Source organism: Geodermatophilus sp. SYSU D00703, assembly GCF_054050155.1.
On sequence record NZ_JBJGYU010000018.1, the window covers coordinates 23357 to 40855 of the forward strand.

The window sequence follows — 17499 nt, forward strand, 5'->3', positions numbered from 1 at the left end:
GCCAGGTCCCTCGACCAGCATCGACGTGCTCCGCTCGCGGCAGGAGGACCCGATGGCGACCCCGACCGTGCAGTCCGGCATCCGCGGCTTCCGCGGGGAGGTGCTCCGCCCGGGAGACCCCGGTTACGACGACGCACGACAGGTCTTCAACGGCATGGTCGACCGTTCACCGTCCCTGATCGCCCGGTGCACCGGCACGGATGACGTGGTCGCGGCGGTGGACCACGCGCGCGAGGCCGGCCTGCCGCTGGCGGTGCACGGTGGCGGGCACGGAGTGGTGGGCCATGCGGTGTGCGACGCAGGACTGATGCTCGACCTGCGGCCGATGAACCGCGTGCAGGTCCGGGTCTCCGACCGCTCGGTGCAGGCCGAGGGTGGCGCCACGTGGGGGCAGTTCGACGCGGCCACCCAGGAACACGGGCTGGCGATCACCGGCGGGCGGATGTCGTCGACCGGCGTCGGTGGGCTGACGCTGGGAAGCGGCAGCGGCTGGCTCGAGCGGAAGCTCGGGTACACCTGCGACAGCCTCATCGGCGCGCAGGTCGTCACCGCCGCCGGCGAGGTGCTCGAGGTCAGCGACGTGCAGGACCCGGACCTGTTCTGGGCTCTGCGCGGTGGCGGCGGGAACTTCGGCGTGGTCACCCGCTTCGACTTCCGCGCCCACCCCATGGGGCCGGTGCTCCTCGGCGGGATGCTCCTGTACCCACACGACGCCGCCCTGGACGTGGTCGGGCACTACCGCGAGTTCATGGCCGAGGCGCCCGACGAGGTCGGTGGCGGAGCGGCGTTCATCTCCGCACCCCCGGAGCCGTTCGTGCCCGAGGCGGCACGGGGCCGCCCCGCGCTCGGGGTGATCGTCGTCTACGCCGGTGACGTCGAGGTGGGACGGAGGGTCCTGCAGCCGGTGCTGGAGTACGGCTCGCCCATGGTCGCGATGGTCCAGCCGATGCCCTACACGGCGATCCAGGGGATGCTCGACACCGGCTACCCGAAGGGCATGCGCAACTGGTGGACGGCGGACTTCCTGCGGGACCTGCCCGACGAGGCGATCGAGGCGGCGGTCGTGCGCACGGCCGCGGTGCCGTCGCCACTGACCCAGGTCATCCTGGTCCCCGGCGGCGGTGCGCCGGCCCGGGTGCCGCGGGACGCGACGGCGTTCGACCTGCGGGACGCGCCGTGGAACGTCCACTTCCTGAGCATGTGGCCTGACCCGGCCGACGACGACCGGAACACCTCCTGGACCCGTGACCTGGCCGGGGCGATGAAGCCGTACGCCGCCGGCGGCGCCTACCTCAACTTCCTGGGCGACGAGGGCCCCGACCGGGTCCGCGCGGCGTTCGGGCCCGAGAAGTACGCGCGCCTGGTGGCGCTCAAGGACCGCTACGACCCGGACAACCTGTTCTGCCTCAACCAGAACATCCCCCCGTCCCGGTCGGTGCCCCGTCCCCGGACCGACTCGGGCGGCTGGACCCCGGGGGATCCCGGCGGTCGGTGAAGTCGGCGCGGCGGCCCGGTCCGACCCGCGCCGTCGACCGGGCCGCGTGGCGGTGGCACGCTCGGGGACACCTGGCCCGGGGAGGCGCCGTGTGTCGATGGCTGGGGTACGTCGGGGACCCCATCACGCCGCGTGAGCTGCTGTACGACCCGCAGCGGTCGCTGATCGAGCAGAGCCGCCGGCACGCGCCGGACATGCCCCTGCCCAACGGCGACGGGTCGGGCCTGGGCTGGTACGGACGCCGCGAGAGCCCGGCCCTGTTCCGCACCACCGCGCCGGCCTGGGGCGACGAGAACCTGCTGGAGCTGGCGACCGAGATCTCCTCGCGGATGTTCCTCGCGCACGTGCGGGCCGGGACCGGCGCGCCGGTGCAGCAGACCAACTGCCACCCGTTCCGGTGCGGCAACTGGCTGTTCGTCCACAACGGGTACGTCAACGAGTACCCGCGCCTGCGGCGGGAGCTGCTGCTGGCCGTGCGGCCCGACCTCTTCGGCAACATCGCCGGCACCACCGACTCGGAGGTGCTGTTCCACCTGGCCCTGACGTTCGGGCTGGCGGACGATCCGGTGGCCGGGCTGGAGGCGATGGCCGGCTTCGTCGAGGCCGCCGCCGAGGCCGAGGGCATCCCGGAGCCCCTGCAGATGACGGTCGGGCTGACCGACGGGAGCACCCTGTACGCCGCCCGCTACGCCAGCGGCCCGGTGGTCAACTCCCTGTACGTCAGCGAGGACGTCGAGTCGCTGCGCGCCCTCTACCCGGCGAACGAGCGGTTCGCCCACTTCCCGGACAACGCCCGGGCGGTGGTCTCCGAGCCGCTGGTGGACCTGCCGGGGGTGTGGCGGGAGGTGCCGGTCGCCACCGCGCTGGTCGTGGGGGAGACGGTGCAGGAGCGCCCGTTCCGCCCGCGGCTGCCGGTGGCGGTGTAGCGGAGTGCCGCAGCGCAGGTCTCCTGCGCCCCCACCCTCCGCTCAACCGACGTCGACGCGGGCGACGTCGCGCCGGCCGGCGGCCCACAGCAGCAGCTCCAGCGGCTCGCCGGCCACCGCCGTCCGCCCGGCACCCGCCCGGTGCTCCGCCCCGGTGTCGGTGCGCCGCAGCACCACCCCGCCCGGCGTCCGCCGGGCGAAGAAGCGGACGGCCCGCCACAGCTGGTCCTGGTCGGCCGGCGGCAGCGCCCGGGGGACCCAGCCCGGCTGAGCCCGGCGGACGTCCTCGTGGTGGATGGCGAACTCGGTGGCGTTGACCGCGTCCCCGACTCCCGGCCACCCCATCGGCGCCCAGCCCGGCGGGCCGGACCGCACCCGCGCCACCAGCTCGGCGTGGGGCGTCGCGGTCCGCAGCCGGTCCTCCAGCCGGTGCGACCAGGCCGACAGCGGCCGGGCGACGCCGAGCTGCTCGAGCCCGTAGCCCGGCAGGGCGTCGGGACGCCGGTCGCGGACGACGAGGTGCGCGGCCAGGTGGCCGGTCGTCCACCCCGCGCAGCAGGTCGGCGCGTCGGGACCGAGCTCCCCGAGCAGGTCGGCGAGGGCGGCCCGCTCGCGCGCGGCGATCGACGGGGAAGACGAGGTCATCGTGCGGGGTTACCGACAGGGCGGGCTCGGGAAACCGGGAGCAGTCCTTAGTGCTCCTAAGTACAGTCGAGAGCACCGCCCCGCACGAACACCGAGGAGAGCTGTGCCCCGCCGCCGAGACGCCGTGGTCCGGCGAGGGATGCGCCACGTCGGGCGCGCGATCGCCGAGCAGCCGGGCATGTTCACGCTGGCCTTCGTGGCGAGCAGCCTCTACGGCGGGATGACCGTGGCCAGCGCCTACGTCGTCGGCGAGGTCACCCAGCGGGTGGTCCTCCCGGCGTTCGCCGAGGGCGCGACGACCGCGGCCGCACTCACCCTGGCCGCCGTCGCGATCCTCGCCGTCGCCGCCCTCAAGATCCTCGGCATCCTCGGCCGCCGGCTGTTCGCCGGGATCATGGGCTACCGGCTGCAGGCCGACTACCGCCGCCGGATCACCGGCCAGTACCTGCGGCTGCCGCTGTCGTGGCACCAGCGGCACCCGACCGGGCAGCTGCTGTCCAACGCCAACTCCGACGTCGAGGCGGCCTGGTTCTTCGTCGCGCCGCTGCCCTTCGCGTGCGGCGCGGTGGTGATGATCGCGATCACCGTCGCGACGCTGGTGGCCACCGACCCGTGGCTGGCGCTGGTCGGCCTGGTCGTCTTCCCGCTGGTCTTCCTGGTCAACGCCGTGTACTCGCAGGTGATGAGCCCGCGGATGGCCCGGGCCCAGCAGCTGCGCGCCGAGGTCAGCGAGATCGCCCACGAGAGCTTCGACGCCGCGCTGGTGGTCAAGACCCTCGGCCGCGAGGACGGCGAGACCGCCCGCTTCACCGCCCGCGCCGAGGAGCTGCGGGACGGGCTGGTCGCCGTCGGCCGGGTGCGCGGGCTGTTCGACCCGCTGATGGAGGCGCTGCCCAACCTGGGCACCCTCGCGGTGCTGCTCATCGGCGCCGGGCGGGTGGCCGACGGCGCCACCGACGCCGGCGACCTGGTCTCCATCGCGTACCTGTTCACCCTGCTCGCGCTGCCGATCCGCGCGATCGGCTGGGTGCTCGCCGACCTGCCACGCGCGCTGGCCGGCTTCGACCGGGTGACCCCCGTCCTCGACGCCACCGGCGAGACCCGGCACGGGGACGACACCGCCCCCGCGGGCACGGGCGGTGCGACCCTGGCGCTGCGGGACGTCGGCTTCGGCTTCGACGGCGCCGAGCGACCCACCCTCTCCGGGATCAGCTTCGACGTCGCGGCCGGCCGCACGGTCGCCGTCGTCGGGCCGACCGGGTCGGGCAAGTCGACCCTCGCCGGCCTGCTGGTGCGGCTGGTCGACCCCGGCACCGGCGCGGTCCTGCTCGACGGGGTGGACCTGCGCGCGCTGCGCGAGGGGGAGGTCAGCGGGCAGGCCGCGTTCGTGCCGCAGGGCACCTTCCTGTTCGACGACACCGTCCGCGGCAACGTCACCCTGGGCGCCGACCTGACCGACGACGAGGTGTGGGAGGCGCTGCGGGTGGCTGCCGCCGAGGACTTCGTGCGGCGGCTGCCCGACGGCCTCGACACCCGCGTCGGCGAGCGCGGCGCGACGCTGTCCGGCGGGCAGCGGCAGCGGATCGCGCTGGCCCGCGCGGTGGTCCGCCGCCCCCGCCTGCTGGTGCTCGACGACGCGACGAGCGCCGTCGACCCGGCGGTGGAGGCCCGCATCCTCGACGCCCTGCGCGCCGCCGACCGGCCCTCGACCGTCGTCGTGGTCGCCTACCGCCAGGCCACCATCGCGCTGGCCGACGAGGTGGTGTGGCTGGAGAACGGCCGGGTGCTCGCCCGCGGCAGCCACGACGAGCTCCTGGCGGCGGTGCCCGGCTACGCCGCGCTGGTGCGCGCCTACGCGCAGACCGAGGTGGCGGCGTGAGCGGACAGGGGCGTGAGCAGCGCACCGAGGAACGAGCGAGGAGCGGAGCGCCCCGCGGGAGCGAGCAGGTGGACTCGACCGCGATCGCCGGGCACCGGGAGGAGGGCGCGCTCGCCACCCTGCGCCGGGGCCTGCGGATGATGCCGGAGTTCCGCCGCGGGCTGCCGGCCACCTTCGCCCTCGCGCTGGTGGCGACCGCCGGGCGGGTGGTCGTGCCGATCGCCGTCCAGCAGGTCATCGACCGTGGGCTGTCCGGTCCCGGCGGCCCGGACCTCGACCTGGTCCGCGACCTCGTGCTCGTCTGCGCCGCGGTCGTGCTGCTCACCGCGGTCGCGGTCTACCGGATGAACGTCCGGCTGTTCCGGACGACGGAGACCGCGCTGGCCGGGCTGCGGTCGCGGGCCTTCCGCCATGTCCACGACCTCTCGGTGCTGCACCAGCAGGGGCAGCGGCGCGGGTCGCTGGTCTCCCGCGTCACCAGCGACGTCGACCAGCTCTCCACGTTCATGCAGTGGGGCGGCGTTCTCGGCGTGGTCAGCCTGGGCCAGCTGCTGGTCGCCACCGTGGTCATGGCCGTCTACTCCTGGCAGCTGACCCTGCTGGTGCTGGTCTGCTTCGTGCCGCTGGCAATCGCGGTCCGCTGGTTCGCCGGGCGGCTGGCCGTCGTCCACGGCGTGGTCCGCGAGCGGGTCGGCGACGTGCTGGCCGCGGTCTCCGAGTCCGTGGTCGGAGCCTCCACGGTGCGCGCCTACGGCATCCGCGAGCGCACCGCCGCCCGCATCGACCGGGCCATCCACCGGCACTACCGGGCGCAGGTGCGCGCGCAGCGGACCACCGCCGCGGTCTTCGTCAGCGGCGAGTTCGTCGCCGCCGTGGCCAACGCCGCGGTGGTCGTCGTCGGCGTGCTGCTGGGCATCGGCGGCTCCCTGACCGCCGGCACGCTGGTGGCGTTCCTGTTCCTGGTGACGCTGTTCGTCGCACCGGTGCAGACCGCCAGCGAGGTGCTCAACGAGGCGCAGAACGCGATCGCCGGGTTCCGCCGCGTCCTCGACGTCCTGGAGACCGAGCCCGACGTCCGGGACCCCGCGGTCGTCGACCCGGCGTCGGCCCGCCAGCTGCCGCACACCCCGCTGGGCGTGCGGTTCGAGCACGTCACCTTCCGGTACTCGCCGGCGGCGCGGCCCGCCCTCGACGACGTCGACCTGGAGATCGCCCCGCGCCGCCGGGTGGCGATCGTCGGCGAGACCGGCTCGGGGAAGACGACGTTCGCCAAGCTGGTCACCCGGCTGATGGACCCGACCGAGGGCCGGGTGCTGCTCGGGGGCGTCCCGCTCGCCGAGGTCTCCTTCGCCTCGCTGCGGCAGCGGGTGGTGATGGTCCCGCAGGACGGGTTCCTCTTCGACGCGACGATCGCCGAGAACGTGCGCTACGGCCGGCCGGGGCTCTCCGACGACGACGTCCTCGCCGCCTTCGCCGACCTCGGCCTGGGCGACTGGGTCGCGGGGCTGCCGAGCGGGGTGCGCACGCCGGTCGGGCAGCGCGGGGAGTCGCTGTCGGCCGGGGAGCGGCAGCTGGTCGCCGTCGCCCGGGCCTACGTCGCCGACCCCGACCTGCTGGTCCTCGACGAGGCCACCAGCGCCGTGGACCCGGCGACCGAGCGGCGGCTCACGCACGCCCTCGACACCCTCACCGAGGGACGGACGACGCTGACCATCGCCCACCGGCTGTCCACCGCCGAGCGGGCCGACGAGGTGCTGGTCGTCGACGCCGGCCGGGTGGTGCAGCGCGGCACGCACGCGGAGCTGGTCGACGCCGACGGGCCCTACGCGCGGCTGCACGCGTCCTGGCGGCGCTCGTCGGCAGGGGAGCCGGAGCCGGCCCGCTGAGCGCGGCGGGCCACCGCAGCGGCGCGGCGCGCCCTAGCCTGCGGGACGTGCCCCCCACCCCGGCGGACGCCGTCCCGCCCGCGGACCCGCGGATGCCCGGCCTGGCCATGGCTGCCGGCGTCCTCGGGATCCTCGGCGCGGTGCCGCCCCTCTTCGTCGCCGTCCTCGCCGTGATGCTCGGTGGCCTGGACGCGGACACCGGTCCCGACCCGTGGACCTACCTGCTCCTGGTCGCCCCGGTCGTCCAGCTGGCCGGCGCCCTGTGGCTGCTGCTGCGCCGCGGCTGGCTGCCGCTGGTGCTCTCGGTCCTACCGGTCGCCGTGCTCACCGGCGCGGTCGTCGTGACCGCCACCCGTGAGGACGCCGGGAGCCCGGCCTGGCCGCTGGTGCTGGTGGCCCTCCCGCTGCTGGCGGCGGCGCTGGCCCTGACGCCTCGGGTGCGCCGGTGGACCGCCGGCCGGCCCCGGCGCACGACCGCGGCGTCCCGCTGAGGTCCGGGGCCGGCGTCCTACGCTGCGGCCATGCCGTCGTCCTCTCCGCGCAGCCGGGCGGCGACGCGGCGCTCGCCCCGGACGGCCCCCCGCCCCGCCGCCAGGTCCGCGGCACCCGCGGAGCGCCCGCTGCTCGCGCCGTTCGCCGCCGTGTTCGGCGTGCTGGTGGCCGCCGAGGACCTCTACCTGGCCTACCTGCTGTGGGAGCCCGACCGTGGTCCGCACTGGTACGTGCTCGTGCCGGTCCTGCTGGCGGTGTGGGCGGTCGTCGGCGCGGCGATGGTCTGGCTGGGCCGGGGGCGCGGCTGGCTGGTCCTGGCCGCGGCCGCGGTGCCGCTCCTGCTGGCGGTGGTCGGGCTCGTGGTGCTGTTCGGGGTCCTCGGCGGCGGCCAGGCGATGTGGTGGGCGGTGCTGCTGCTGGCCGGCCCGATCGGCTGCCTCGCGCTGACGCTGCGCCGCCCGATCCGGTCGTGGACCCGACCCGGCCGGGCGACGCACCCGCCCGACCGGCGCCGACGGGCGGCCCGTCCCCGCTAGCGTGCCGACCGTGAGCGGACAGGGGCGGGAGCATCGCAGCGAGGAACGAGCGAGGAGCGGAGCGCCCCGCGGGAGCGAACCGGGGGCATGGTGACCCAGACAGACGTCGTGGTGGTGGGCGCGGGGCTGGCCGGGCTGGTCGCGACCGCGGAGCTGGCCGACGCCGGCAAGCGGGTGGTGCTGCTCGAGCAGGAGCCGGAGGCGTCCTTCGGCGGCCAGGCCTGGTGGTCCTTCGGCGGGCTGTTCCTGGTCGACTCCCCGGAGCAGCGCCGGCTGCGCGTCCACGACTCCCTGGAGCTCGCCCGCCAGGACTGGTTCGGCACCGCCGGCTTCGACCGCCCCGAGGACCACTGGCCCCGCCGCTGGGCCGAGGCCTACCTGCAGTTCGCCGCGGGGGAGAAGCGCGCCTGGCTGCGCGAGCAGGGCGTGCGGTTCTTCCCCGTGGTCGGCTGGGCCGAGCGGGGCGGCTACACCGCCACCGGTCACGGCAACTCCGTGCCGCGCTTCCACATCGTCTGGGGCACCGGCCCGGGCCTGGTCGAGCCGTTCGCCCGCCGGGTGCGCGCCGCCGTGCAGCGCGGCCTGGTGGAGCTGCGCTTCCGGCACCGGGTCGACGAGCTCGTCGTCAGCGGCGGCGCGGTCACCGGGGTCCGGGGCGCGGTCCTGGAGGCCAGCGACGCCGCCCGCGGCGAGGCCAGCTCGCGCACCGAGGTGGCCCCGTTCGAGCTCGCCGCGCAGGCCGTCGTCGTCACCTCCGGCGGGATCGGCGGCAACCCCGAGCTGGTCCGGCAGAACTGGCCGGCCCGCCTCGGCCCGGCCCCGCAGCGGCTGCTCTCCGGCGTCCCGGCGCACGTCGACGGCCGGATGCTGCAGGCCACCGAGGCCGCAGGCGCGCACCTGGTCAACCGCGACCGCATGTGGCACTACACCGAGGGCGTCGCCAACCACTCCCCGGTCTGGGCCAGGCACGGCATCCGGATCCTGCCCGGGCCGTCGTCCCTGTGGCTGGACGCGACCGGCAAGCGGCTGCCGGTGCCGCTGTTCCCCGGCTTCGACACGCTGGGCACGCTGGCCCACATCGGGCAGACCGGGTACGAGCACACCTGGTTCGTCGCGACGAAGAAGATCGTCGAGAAGGAGTTCGCGCTGTCGGGCTCCGAGCAGAACCCCGACCTGACCGGCAAGGACGTCAAGCTGCTGGTGAACCGGGTCAAGGCGGGGGTGGCCGCGCCGGTGCAGGCCTTCCTCGACCGGGGGGAGGACTTCGTCGTCGCGCGGACCCTGCCCGAGCTGGTCGCCGGCATGAACCGGGTCACCGGGGGGACGCCGGCGCTGGACCTGGCCACCGTCGAGGCCGAGATCGTCTGCCGCGACCGCGAGGTCGGCCACGCCTTCACCAAGGACCTGCAGATCACCGCGATCCGCGGCGCCCGCAACTACCTCGGCGACAAGCTCATCCGGGTCGCCCCGCCGCACCGGCTGCTCGACCCGGAGGCGGGCCCGCTGGTCGCCGTCCGGCTCAACCTGCTCACCCGCAAGACCCTCGGCGGGCTGGAGACCGACCTGTCCGGCCGCGTGCTCCGCCCCGGCGGTGAGGTCTTCCCCGGCTTGTACGCGGCGGGGGAGGTCGCCGGGTTCGGCGGCGGCGGCATGCACGGCTACCGGTCGCTGGAGGGGACCTTCCTCGGCGGCTGCCTGTTCTCGGGGCGGGTGGCCGGCCGGGCGCTGGCGGCCGAGCTGTGAGAACGACGCGCGAGGGAGCATCGCCGCGGGCTGGGGGCACCTCCCGCTCGTGGGGGACGGCGACCGAGGAGCGGACCGAGTGCGGAGTCGAACGGGGGATGCTGTGACGACTCCCAGGGACCCGTGGTCGGACCCGGCCACGGAGACCGAGCAGGGCGCTCCCTACGCGGGCCCGCCGCCGACCGCTCCGGCCTGGGTCCCACCGGGCCACGGCGCACCTCCCGCGTACGGCGCGCCACCCGGGTACGGCTGGCCCGCGCCGTACGGCGCGCCCTGGTCACTGCCGCCGCGGGGGCCGCGGCGGCCCGGCCGGGTGGTCGCCGCCGCGGTGCTCGCCTTCGTGCAGGCGGGCCTGGTGGCGTTCGCCTCGGCGTACGTCTACCTCCTCGCCTCGGTGTTCAGCCTGGCCGGGCGCGAGCCGGGCTTCCCGGCGGACGCCGGGGCGCTGGCGACCGAGGCCACCGCCGTCGCCGGCGTGCAGATCGGTTCGGTCGTCGCCCTCGTCGTGGCCGGGGTCCTGGCCCTCAACCGGCGCAGCGCGGCGTCGCGCTGGACGCTGGTCGCCGCGCTGGGCCTGCAGGTCGCCCTCGCCGCGTACTGGTGGGTGCGGCTCGGCGCGCTGTCCGCGGCCGCGGTCGGGCCCGACCCCGCGGCGGTGGTGGTGGTCGGCGTCCTCTTCTTCGCCGCCGGGCCGGCCGTGGGGCTGGGCCTGGTCTGCGGCCGCCCGGCGCGGGAGTGGTTCGCCGGGGAGCCCGCCGGGCGGTGACCTCCGCCGTCCGGGGTGGATGGGACGATCGGGCGCATGTCCGCCGTCCCCTCCGCCGAGTCCGCCCTGGACCCCGCCGTCGCCGCGCTGCTGCGCCGGGACGCCGCGGGTCTGGTCGCCGCCGTCGTCCAGCAGCACGACACCGGCGAGGTGCTCATGGTCGCCTGGATGGACGACGAGGCGCTGCGCCGAACCCTGACGACCGGCCGCGCCACCTACTGGTCGCGCAGCCGGCAGGAGTACTGGGTGAAGGGCGAGACCTCGGGCCACCGGCAGTGGGTCCGCGACGTCCGGCTGGACTGTGACGGGGACGCCCTGCTGGTGCTCGTCGACCAGGAGGGGCCGGCCTGCCACACCGGCGAGCGCAGCTGCTTCCACCGGGAGCTGGAGGTGTCCCGTGCGGCTCGGTGAGACGTCCCCGTCGCGGGAGGAGTTCGCCGCGCTGGACCGACCGATGGTCCCGGTGACCCGGCGGCTGCTCGCCGACGCCGAGACCGCCGTGGGCATCTACCGCAAGCTCGCCGGCAACCGGCCGGGCACGGTGCTGCTGGAGTCCGCCGAGCAGGGCAAGCAGTGGAGCCGGTACAGCTTCGTCGGCGTGCGCAGCGCCGGGGTGCTCACCGAGCGGGACGGTGTCACCCAGTGGCTGGGGGAGCGGCTCCCCGGGCTGACCGACGACCTGCCGTCCGACCCGCTGGACGCCGTCCGCACCCTGGCCCGGCGGCTGCGCTCCCCGCGCATGCCCGGCCTGCCGCGGCTGACCGGGGGCCTGGTCGGCTACCTCGGCTACGACGTCGTGCGGCGGCTGGAGCGGCTGCCCGTGACCAGCGTCGACGACCTCGGCATGCCCGAGCTGTCGCTGGCGCTCGTCACCGACCTCGCGGTGCTCGACCACCACGACGGGTCGGTGCTGCTCATCGCCAACGCCGTGCGGGGCGCGGGAGAGCCCGGCACCGGCTGGGACGACGCCGTGGCGCGGCTGGACACCATGGCCGCCGACCTCACCAAGGCGGTGCCGCCCGGGGTCGCGACGTTCACCACCGCCGAGCCGCCGCCGGTGGTCAGCAACATGGCGCCGGGCGTCTTCGAGGACGGGGTCGAGCGGGTGCGCGAGCACATCCGCGCCGGTGACGCCTTCCAGGTGGTGCTCTCCCAGCGCTTCGAGACGCCCACCGAGGTCGACGCGCTGGACCTCTACCGGGTGCTGCGGGCGACCAACCCCTCGCCCTACATGTACCTGCTGCGGTTCGCCGGCCGGGAGACGCCGTTCGACGTCGTCGGCTCCTCGCCCGAGGCGCTGGTGACGGTGACCGGCAGCTCGGCCGTGGTGCACCCACCGGCCGGCACCCGCCCCCGCGGCGCCACGCCTGACGAGGACGTGCGGCTGGCCGAGGGGCTGCTCGCCGACCCCAAGGAGCGCGCCGAGCACGTCATGCTCGTCGACCTGGCCCGCAACGACCTGGGCCGGGTGTGTGTACCGGGCACGGTCGAGGTGCCCGACTTCATGCGGATCGAGCACTACAGCCACGTCATGCACCTGGTCTCCACCGTGGCGGGCGAGGTCGCGCCGGAGTGGGACGCCCTCGACGTCTTCGACGCGACGTTCCCGGCCGGCACGGTGTCCGGCGCCCCCAAGCCGCGGGCGATGGAGATCATCGAGACGCTGGAGCCGACCCGTCGCGCGCTGTACGCCGGCACGGTCGGGTACGTCGACGCCAGCGGCGACCTGGACATGGCCATCGCCATCCGGACGGCGGTGCTGCACCAGGGGCGCGCCTACGTGCAGGCCGGCGCAGGGGTCGTGGCCGACAGCGACGCCGCCACCGAGGAGGCCGAGACCCGGCACAAGGCCCGGGCGGTGCTGTCGGCGATCGCGACCGCCGAGGGGATGCGGGAGCTGCCGTGAGCCGCCGTGCCATCGGACCGGCTCCGGCGGGCGGAGGCGGACGTCCAGTGGGCACCGTGAGCACCCCCGCCCGGCGGGAGCTCGCGGCCGCCGTCGTCGGGACGGCGCTGGCCGGCGGGCTGGCGCTGTCCACCGGCGGGCAGACCTGGGTGACCGCGACGCTGCCGCGCCCGGCACCGCTGCCCCCGGCCACCGAACAGCTCACCGGGAGCACGCTGGCGCCGCTGGTGCCCGCCGCCGGCCTGCTGCTGCTGGCCGCCGCGGTCGCGGTGCTGGCGGTCCGCGGCGCCGGCCGGGTCGTCGTGGGGCTGCTCGTCGCCGTCGCCGGCGGGGTCCTGAGCTGGTCCGGGCTGCGGCCGTTCGTCAGCGACGGAGCGTCGGCCGTGGCCGGGGGCGGGAGCGGGAGTGGCGGCGCTCCCACCGTCGTGGTGCACGCGGCCTGGCCGGTGCTCGCCCTGCTCGCCGGGGCGGTCGCCGTCCTCGCGGGGCTGCTCACCGTCCTGCGCGGTCGCGGGTGGCCCGCCATGGGCCGCCGCTACGAGCGGCCGGCCGGCGCCGCGGCGGCCGCGCCCACCACCCGGCCGCGGACCGAGGAGGACCGCGCCCTGGACGCCTGGCGGGCCCTCGACCGGGGCGAGGACCCCACCGAACTGGCCCCCGGCGAGGCTGAATCCCGCTGACTACCCGACCCCCGGGCGGTGAATCGCCCGGCGCCGCCCCGCGGGAGGGCGGGTCCCCGGCCGCCTCTAGAGTGGGTCCACGGCCAGTCCGCGACCGCGGGGCCGACGATCACAGCGGGGAGGGCTCGTGTCCGTGCTCGACGAGATCGTCGCCGGGGTCCGGGAGGACCTCGCTGCGCGCGAGGCGATCACCCCGCTGGCCGAGGTCAAGGCCGTCGCGCGGGACGTCCGCCCGGCGCTCGACGCCTTGGCCGTGCTGCGCAGCCCCGGCGTCGGCGTCATCGCCGAGGTGAAGCGGCAGAGCCCGTCCAAGGGGGCGCTCGCCGACATCGCCGACCCGGCCGTCCTGGCGCGGCAGTACGCCGACGGCGGCGCCCGGGTGATCAGCGTGCTCACCGAGCGCCGGCGGTTCGGCGGCTCGCACGCCGACCTCGCCGCCGTCCGCGCCGCGGTGGACGTGCCGATCCTGTGCAAGGACTTCGTCGTCACCAGCTACCAGGTGCACGAGGCCCGTGCGCACGGCGCCGACGTCGTCCTGCTGATCGTCGCCGCGCTGGAGCAGAACGTGCTCGTCGGACTGCTCGAGCGGGTGGAGTCCCTGGGGATGACCGCGCTCGTCGAGGTGCACACCGAGGCCGAGGCCGACCGCGCGCTCGACGCCGGCGCGTCGGTGATCGGCGTCAACGCCCGCGACCTCACCACGCTGGAGGTGGACCGGTCGACCTTCGAGCGGATCGCCCCGGGGCTGCCGTCGGAGGTGGTCAAGGTCGCCGAGTCCGGCGTCCGGGGGCCGCACGACCTCATCTCCTACGCCGCAGCCGGCGCCGACGCCGTCCTCGTCGGCGAGGGGCTGGTCACCGCCGGCGATGCCCGCCAGGCGGTCGCCGACCTCGTGACGGCGGGGTCCCACCCCGCGACACCGCGCACCACTCGCTGAGCAGGCCCCGTCCCGAGGCTCGCCCCGAGCTCGCGGGGGGGGGGTGAGGAGGACAGGGTCCTTCTCCGCCCCCACCGCTCGCAGTCCCGCGGCTCTCGCGGCCCCGCGTGGGCTCCTGCGGTGGCGCACCGCCGCGGCAGCGCGCAGAACACCGCAGGAGCGGGGCGGGGCTGCGACCCCCGACCCCGCCACCCCGGCGCCGACCCCCTCCACCGCCCGGGCGCCGCGGCGCGGGACACTGGGGGCATGACGACGACCAGCCCACCGCAGCCCGGAGAACTGCTCCTGCCGGCGCGCCCGGGCTGGCCCGACGCCACCGGTCACTTCGGGGTCTTCGGCGGCCGCTTCGTGCCCGAGGCGCTCATCGCCGCGCTCGACGAGCTCACCGAGGCCTACGAGGCCATGCGGGTCGACCCGGCGTTCCTCGAGGAGTTCGCCGCGCTGCAGCGCGACTACACCGGCCGGCCCAGCCCGATCACCGAGGTGCCGCGGTTCGCCGAGCACGCCGGCGGCGCCCGCGTGCTGCTCAAGCGGGAGGACCTCAACCACACCGGCTCGCACAAGATCAACAACGTGCTGGGTCAGGCGCTGCTCACGCGGCGGATCGGCAAGCAGCGGGTGATCGCCGAGACCGGCGCCGGGCAGCACGGGGTGGCCACCGCGACGGCGGCGGCGCTCATGGGGCTGTCCTGCACGATCTACATGGGCGAGGAGGACACCCGCCGCCAGGCGCTCAACGTGGCCCGCATGCGGCTGCTCGGCGCCGAGGTCATCCCGGTGACCACCGGCTCGCGCACCCTCAAGGACGCGATCAACGAGGCCTTCCGCGACTGGGTCACCAACGTCGCGACCACGAACTACGTGTTCGGCACCGTCGCCGGGCCGCACCCGTTCCCGGCGATGGTCCGCGACTTCCAGCGGGTCATCGGCGACGAGGCGCGCGCCCAGGTGCTCGAGCGCGAGGGGCGGCTGCCCGACGCCGTCCTGGCCTGCGTGGGCGGCGGCTCCAACGCGATCGGCATCTTCACCGCCTTCGTCCCCGACGAGGGCGTGCGGCTGATCGGCCTGGAGGCCGGCGGCGACGGCGTGGAGACCGGCCGGCACGCGGCCACGATCACCGGCGGGACGCCGGGCGTGCTGCACGGCGCCCGCTCCTACCTCCTGCAGGACGAGAACGGCCAGACCATCGAGTCGCACTCGATCAGCGCCGGCCTGGACTACCCGGGCGTCGGCCCGGAGCACTCCCACCTGCACGACATCGGCCGGGCCGAGTACCGGGCGGTGACCGACGCCGAGGCCATGGAGGCCTTCGCGCTGTTGTGCCGGACCGAGGGGATCATCCCGGCGATCGAGTCGGCGCACGCGCTCGCCGGGGCGCTCACCGTGGGCCGCGAGCTCGGGTCGCGGGGGGCTGGTGGGCGGGGGGACGAGCCTCCGCTGCTGCTGGTCAACCTCTCCGGCCGCGGCGACAAGGACGTCGAGACGGCGTCGCGCTGGTTCGGCCTGGGCGACCGCGAGGACGTCGACCCGGGGCCGGGCCTGGACACCGACCAGCAGCCCACCGAGGGCGCGGTCACCTCCGGCGACGCGGTCGCCGGGCAGGACGCGGGGGAGACGGCGTGAGGTCCGAGAACGACGGTCGAGTGAGCATCGCAGCGAGCGCCGGCGAGCGAGGAGCGGAGCGGGACCGGAGTCGAGGCGGGTCACAGCTGGCTGACGTCATCGGCAAGGCGACGGCGGAGGGGCGGTCGGCGCTGGTCGCCTACCTCCCGGTCGGGTACCCGAGCGTCGACGAGTCGATCGCGGCCATGGTCGCCGCGGTCGAGGGCGGGGCCGACGTCGTCGAGGTCGGCGTCCCCTACAGCGACCCCGGCATGGACGGGCCGGTCATCCAGCAGGCCGTGGACCCGGCCGTGCGCGCCGGCGTCGGCATGCGCGACGTGCTGCGCGCGGTGGCGGCGGTCGCCGCCGCGGGCGCGGTGCCGGTGGTCATGAGCTACTGGAACCCGATCGAGCGCTACGGCGTCGAGCGGTTCGCCACCGACCTGGCCGCGGCCGGGGGAGCGGGGGCGATCACGCCCGACCTCGTCCCCGACGAGGCCGCCGACTGGATCGCCGCCGCCGAGCGGGCCGACCTCGACCGGGTCTTCCTGGTCGCGCCCTCGTCCACCGACGCCCGGCTGGCCATGACCACCGCCGCCTGCCGCGGCTTCGTCTACGCCGCCTCCACCATGGGCGTGACCGGCACCCGCGCCACGGTCGGCGACGCCGCGGAGGAGCTGGTCGCCCGCACCCGAGCCGCGGCTCCCGACCTGGCGGTCTGCGTCGGGCTCGGGGTCTCGAACGCCGAGCAGGCCGCCGAGGTCGCGGCCTTCGCCGACGGGGTCATCGTCGGGTCGGCGTTCGTCCGCACCCTGCTCGACGGACGCGGTCCGGACGGCGTCCGCGCGCTCGCCGCCGAGCTGGGCGAGGGCGTGCGCCGGCGGGGTGCTGCGTGACCGCGCTGGCGGCCATCCCCAGCCCCACGCAGGGCGTCTGGGAGCTCGGCCCGCTGCCCATCCGGGCCTACGCGCTGTGCATCATCGCCGGCATCGTCGCCGCGGTCTGGCTGACCGACCGGCGCTGGCGGGCCCGCGGGGGAGCGGAGGGCGACGTCCTGGACATCGCCGTCTGGGCGGTGCCCTTCGGGATCATCGGCGGCCGGCTGTACCACGTCGTCACCAGCCCGCGGCCCTACTTCGGCGAGGGCGGCGACCCGCTCCGGGCGTTCGCGATCTGGGAGGGCGGCCTGGGCATCTGGGGCGCCATCGCCCTCGGCGGGGTGGGCGCCTGGATCGCCTGCCGCCGCAAGGGCATCCCGCTGCCCGCCTTCGCCGACGCGCTGGCCCCCGGGCTGCTGGTCGCCCAGGCGATCGGCCGGCTCGGCAACTGGTTCAACAACGAGCTCTACGGCGGGCCCACCGACCTGCCGTGGGCGCTGACCATCTACGAGTGGAACGGCACCGGGGCGGTCGTGGGCCCCGACGGGCAGCCGGTCGTCCTGGGCACCTTCCACCCGACCTTCCTCTACGAGCTGCTGTGGAACCTCGCGGCGGCCGGGCTGGTCATCTGGGCCGACCGCCGCTTCCAGCTCGGTCACGGCCGCGCGTTCGCCCTCTACGTGGCCAGCTACTGCGCCGGCCGGCTGTGGATCGAGCTGATGCGCTCCGACCCCGCGGAGACGTTCTTCGGGGTCCGGCTCAACGTCTTCACCGCAGTGGTCGTCGGCCTCCTCGCGGTGGCCTACCTGGTGTGGCAGCGCGGCCGCCCGCGCGAGGTGATCAGCCGCGGACGTGAGATGTCCGACACGACAGCCCCCTCGCGGAGCCCGGGGCGCACCACCCCGGCGGCTCCCTCCGACGGCGGGGGCGACCCGGAGGGCGAAGGCGCAGGTGGAGATGGCCCCCTGCGACACGGGAGATCCTGACGACGACGCGCCGGAGCGGGGGTTTGCCCGAGTGAGGTGCGTGTTACGGCTGTGTACCCTCCTTCCAGACCTCCCAGTGATCCTGGCGGGGTCACCTGCGTCGGAACCGGGCCAGCGCCGCCCCGCGGACGACAGCCCCGAG

The 17499-nt window shown here is 75.9% G+C and carries 16 protein-coding genes; 15 read left to right on the top strand and 1 reads right to left on the bottom strand.

Annotated elements, in window-relative coordinates:
• Window positions 1-52 precede the first annotated feature (52 nt).
• Window positions 53-1495 carry an FAD-binding oxidoreductase gene (locus ACI782_RS16760; RefSeq protein WP_456911206.1) on the top strand — a complete coding sequence of 481 codons (1443 nt, stop codon included), beginning with the start codon at window positions 53-55 and terminating at the stop codon, window positions 1493-1495.
• Between the two features lie 89 nt (window positions 1496-1584).
• Window positions 1585-2421 (top strand): class II glutamine amidotransferase, encoded by an 837-nt coding sequence (locus tag ACI782_RS16765; RefSeq protein WP_456911207.1) that lies wholly within the window; start codon window positions 1585-1587, stop codon window positions 2419-2421.
• Between the two features lie 42 nt (window positions 2422-2463).
• On the opposite strand, the gene ACI782_RS16770 is transcribed toward ACI782_RS16765, so the two are convergent.
• Window positions 2464-3066: a TIGR03085 family metal-binding protein gene (locus ACI782_RS16770; protein WP_456911208.1), complete on the bottom strand. Its 603-nt coding sequence runs from the start codon at window positions 3064-3066 to the stop codon at window positions 2464-2466.
• A gap of 103 nt (window positions 3067-3169) precedes the next feature.
• Here ACI782_RS16770 and ACI782_RS16775 point away from each other — a divergent pair, with 103 nt between their 5' ends.
• From ACI782_RS16775 to lgt, 13 genes are all read left to right on the top strand, one after another.
• Window positions 3170-4945 carry an ABC transporter ATP-binding protein gene (locus ACI782_RS16775; protein WP_456911209.1) on the top strand — a complete coding sequence of 592 codons (1776 nt, stop codon included), beginning with the start codon at window positions 3170-3172 and terminating at the stop codon, window positions 4943-4945.
• A 68-nt stretch (window positions 4946-5013) separates the two neighbouring features.
• Window positions 5014-6831: an ABC transporter ATP-binding protein gene (locus ACI782_RS16780; protein WP_456911210.1), complete on the top strand. Its 1818-nt coding sequence runs from the start codon at window positions 5014-5016 to the stop codon at window positions 6829-6831.
• A 47-nt stretch (window positions 6832-6878) separates the two neighbouring features.
• Entirely contained in the window at window positions 6879-7322 is a 444-nt protein-coding gene (locus tag ACI782_RS16785) for a hypothetical protein (RefSeq protein WP_456911211.1), read from the top strand.
• Between the two features lie 30 nt (window positions 7323-7352).
• Entirely contained in the window at window positions 7353-7859 is a 507-nt protein-coding gene (locus ACI782_RS16790) for a hypothetical protein (RefSeq protein ID WP_456911212.1), read from the top strand.
• A gap of 87 nt (window positions 7860-7946) precedes the next feature.
• The gene (locus tag ACI782_RS16795) at window positions 7947-9602 is read left to right on the top strand and encodes an FAD-binding dehydrogenase (protein WP_456911213.1); all 1656 of its coding nucleotides are present in this window, start codon (window positions 7947-7949) and stop codon (window positions 9600-9602) included.
• A 103-nt stretch (window positions 9603-9705) separates the two neighbouring features.
• Window positions 9706-10368 carry a hypothetical protein gene (locus ACI782_RS16800; RefSeq protein WP_456911214.1) on the top strand — a complete coding sequence of 221 codons (663 nt, stop codon included), beginning with the start codon at window positions 9706-9708 and terminating at the stop codon, window positions 10366-10368.
• 36 nt (window positions 10369-10404) lie between these two features.
• Window positions 10405-10779 carry a phosphoribosyl-AMP cyclohydrolase gene (gene hisI, locus ACI782_RS16805; RefSeq protein ID WP_456911215.1) on the top strand — a complete coding sequence of 125 codons (375 nt, stop codon included), beginning with the start codon at window positions 10405-10407 and terminating at the stop codon, window positions 10777-10779.
• Complete coding sequence (locus ACI782_RS16810) at window positions 10766-12274, top strand: anthranilate synthase component I (RefSeq protein WP_456911216.1); 1509 nt, start codon at window positions 10766-10768, stop codon at window positions 12272-12274. Before hisI ends, ACI782_RS16810 begins: the two co-directional genes overlap by 14 nt.
• Before the next feature lie 56 nt (window positions 12275-12330).
• Window positions 12331-12954, top strand: coding sequence for a Trp biosynthesis-associated membrane protein (locus ACI782_RS16815; protein WP_456911217.1), 624 nt, complete (start codon window positions 12331-12333; stop codon window positions 12952-12954).
• Between the two features lie 127 nt (window positions 12955-13081).
• Complete coding sequence (trpC, locus tag ACI782_RS16820; protein ID WP_456911218.1) at window positions 13082-13891, top strand: indole-3-glycerol phosphate synthase TrpC; 810 nt, start codon at window positions 13082-13084, stop codon at window positions 13889-13891.
• A 246-nt stretch (window positions 13892-14137) separates the two neighbouring features.
• Complete coding sequence (gene trpB, locus ACI782_RS16825) at window positions 14138-15514, top strand: tryptophan synthase subunit beta (RefSeq protein WP_456911219.1); 1377 nt, start codon at window positions 14138-14140, stop codon at window positions 15512-15514.
• 20 nt (window positions 15515-15534) lie between these two features.
• On the top strand, window positions 15535-16389 hold the full coding sequence (gene trpA / locus ACI782_RS16830) for a tryptophan synthase subunit alpha (protein WP_456911220.1): 855 nt from the start codon (window positions 15535-15537) through the stop codon (window positions 16387-16389).
• A complete protein-coding gene (gene lgt / locus ACI782_RS16835; protein WP_456911221.1) occupies window positions 16386-17357 on the top strand; it encodes a prolipoprotein diacylglyceryl transferase in 972 nt (323 codons plus the stop codon). The genes trpA and lgt overlap by 4 nt, the downstream gene beginning before the upstream one ends.
• Window positions 17358-17499: the final 142 nt, after the last annotated feature.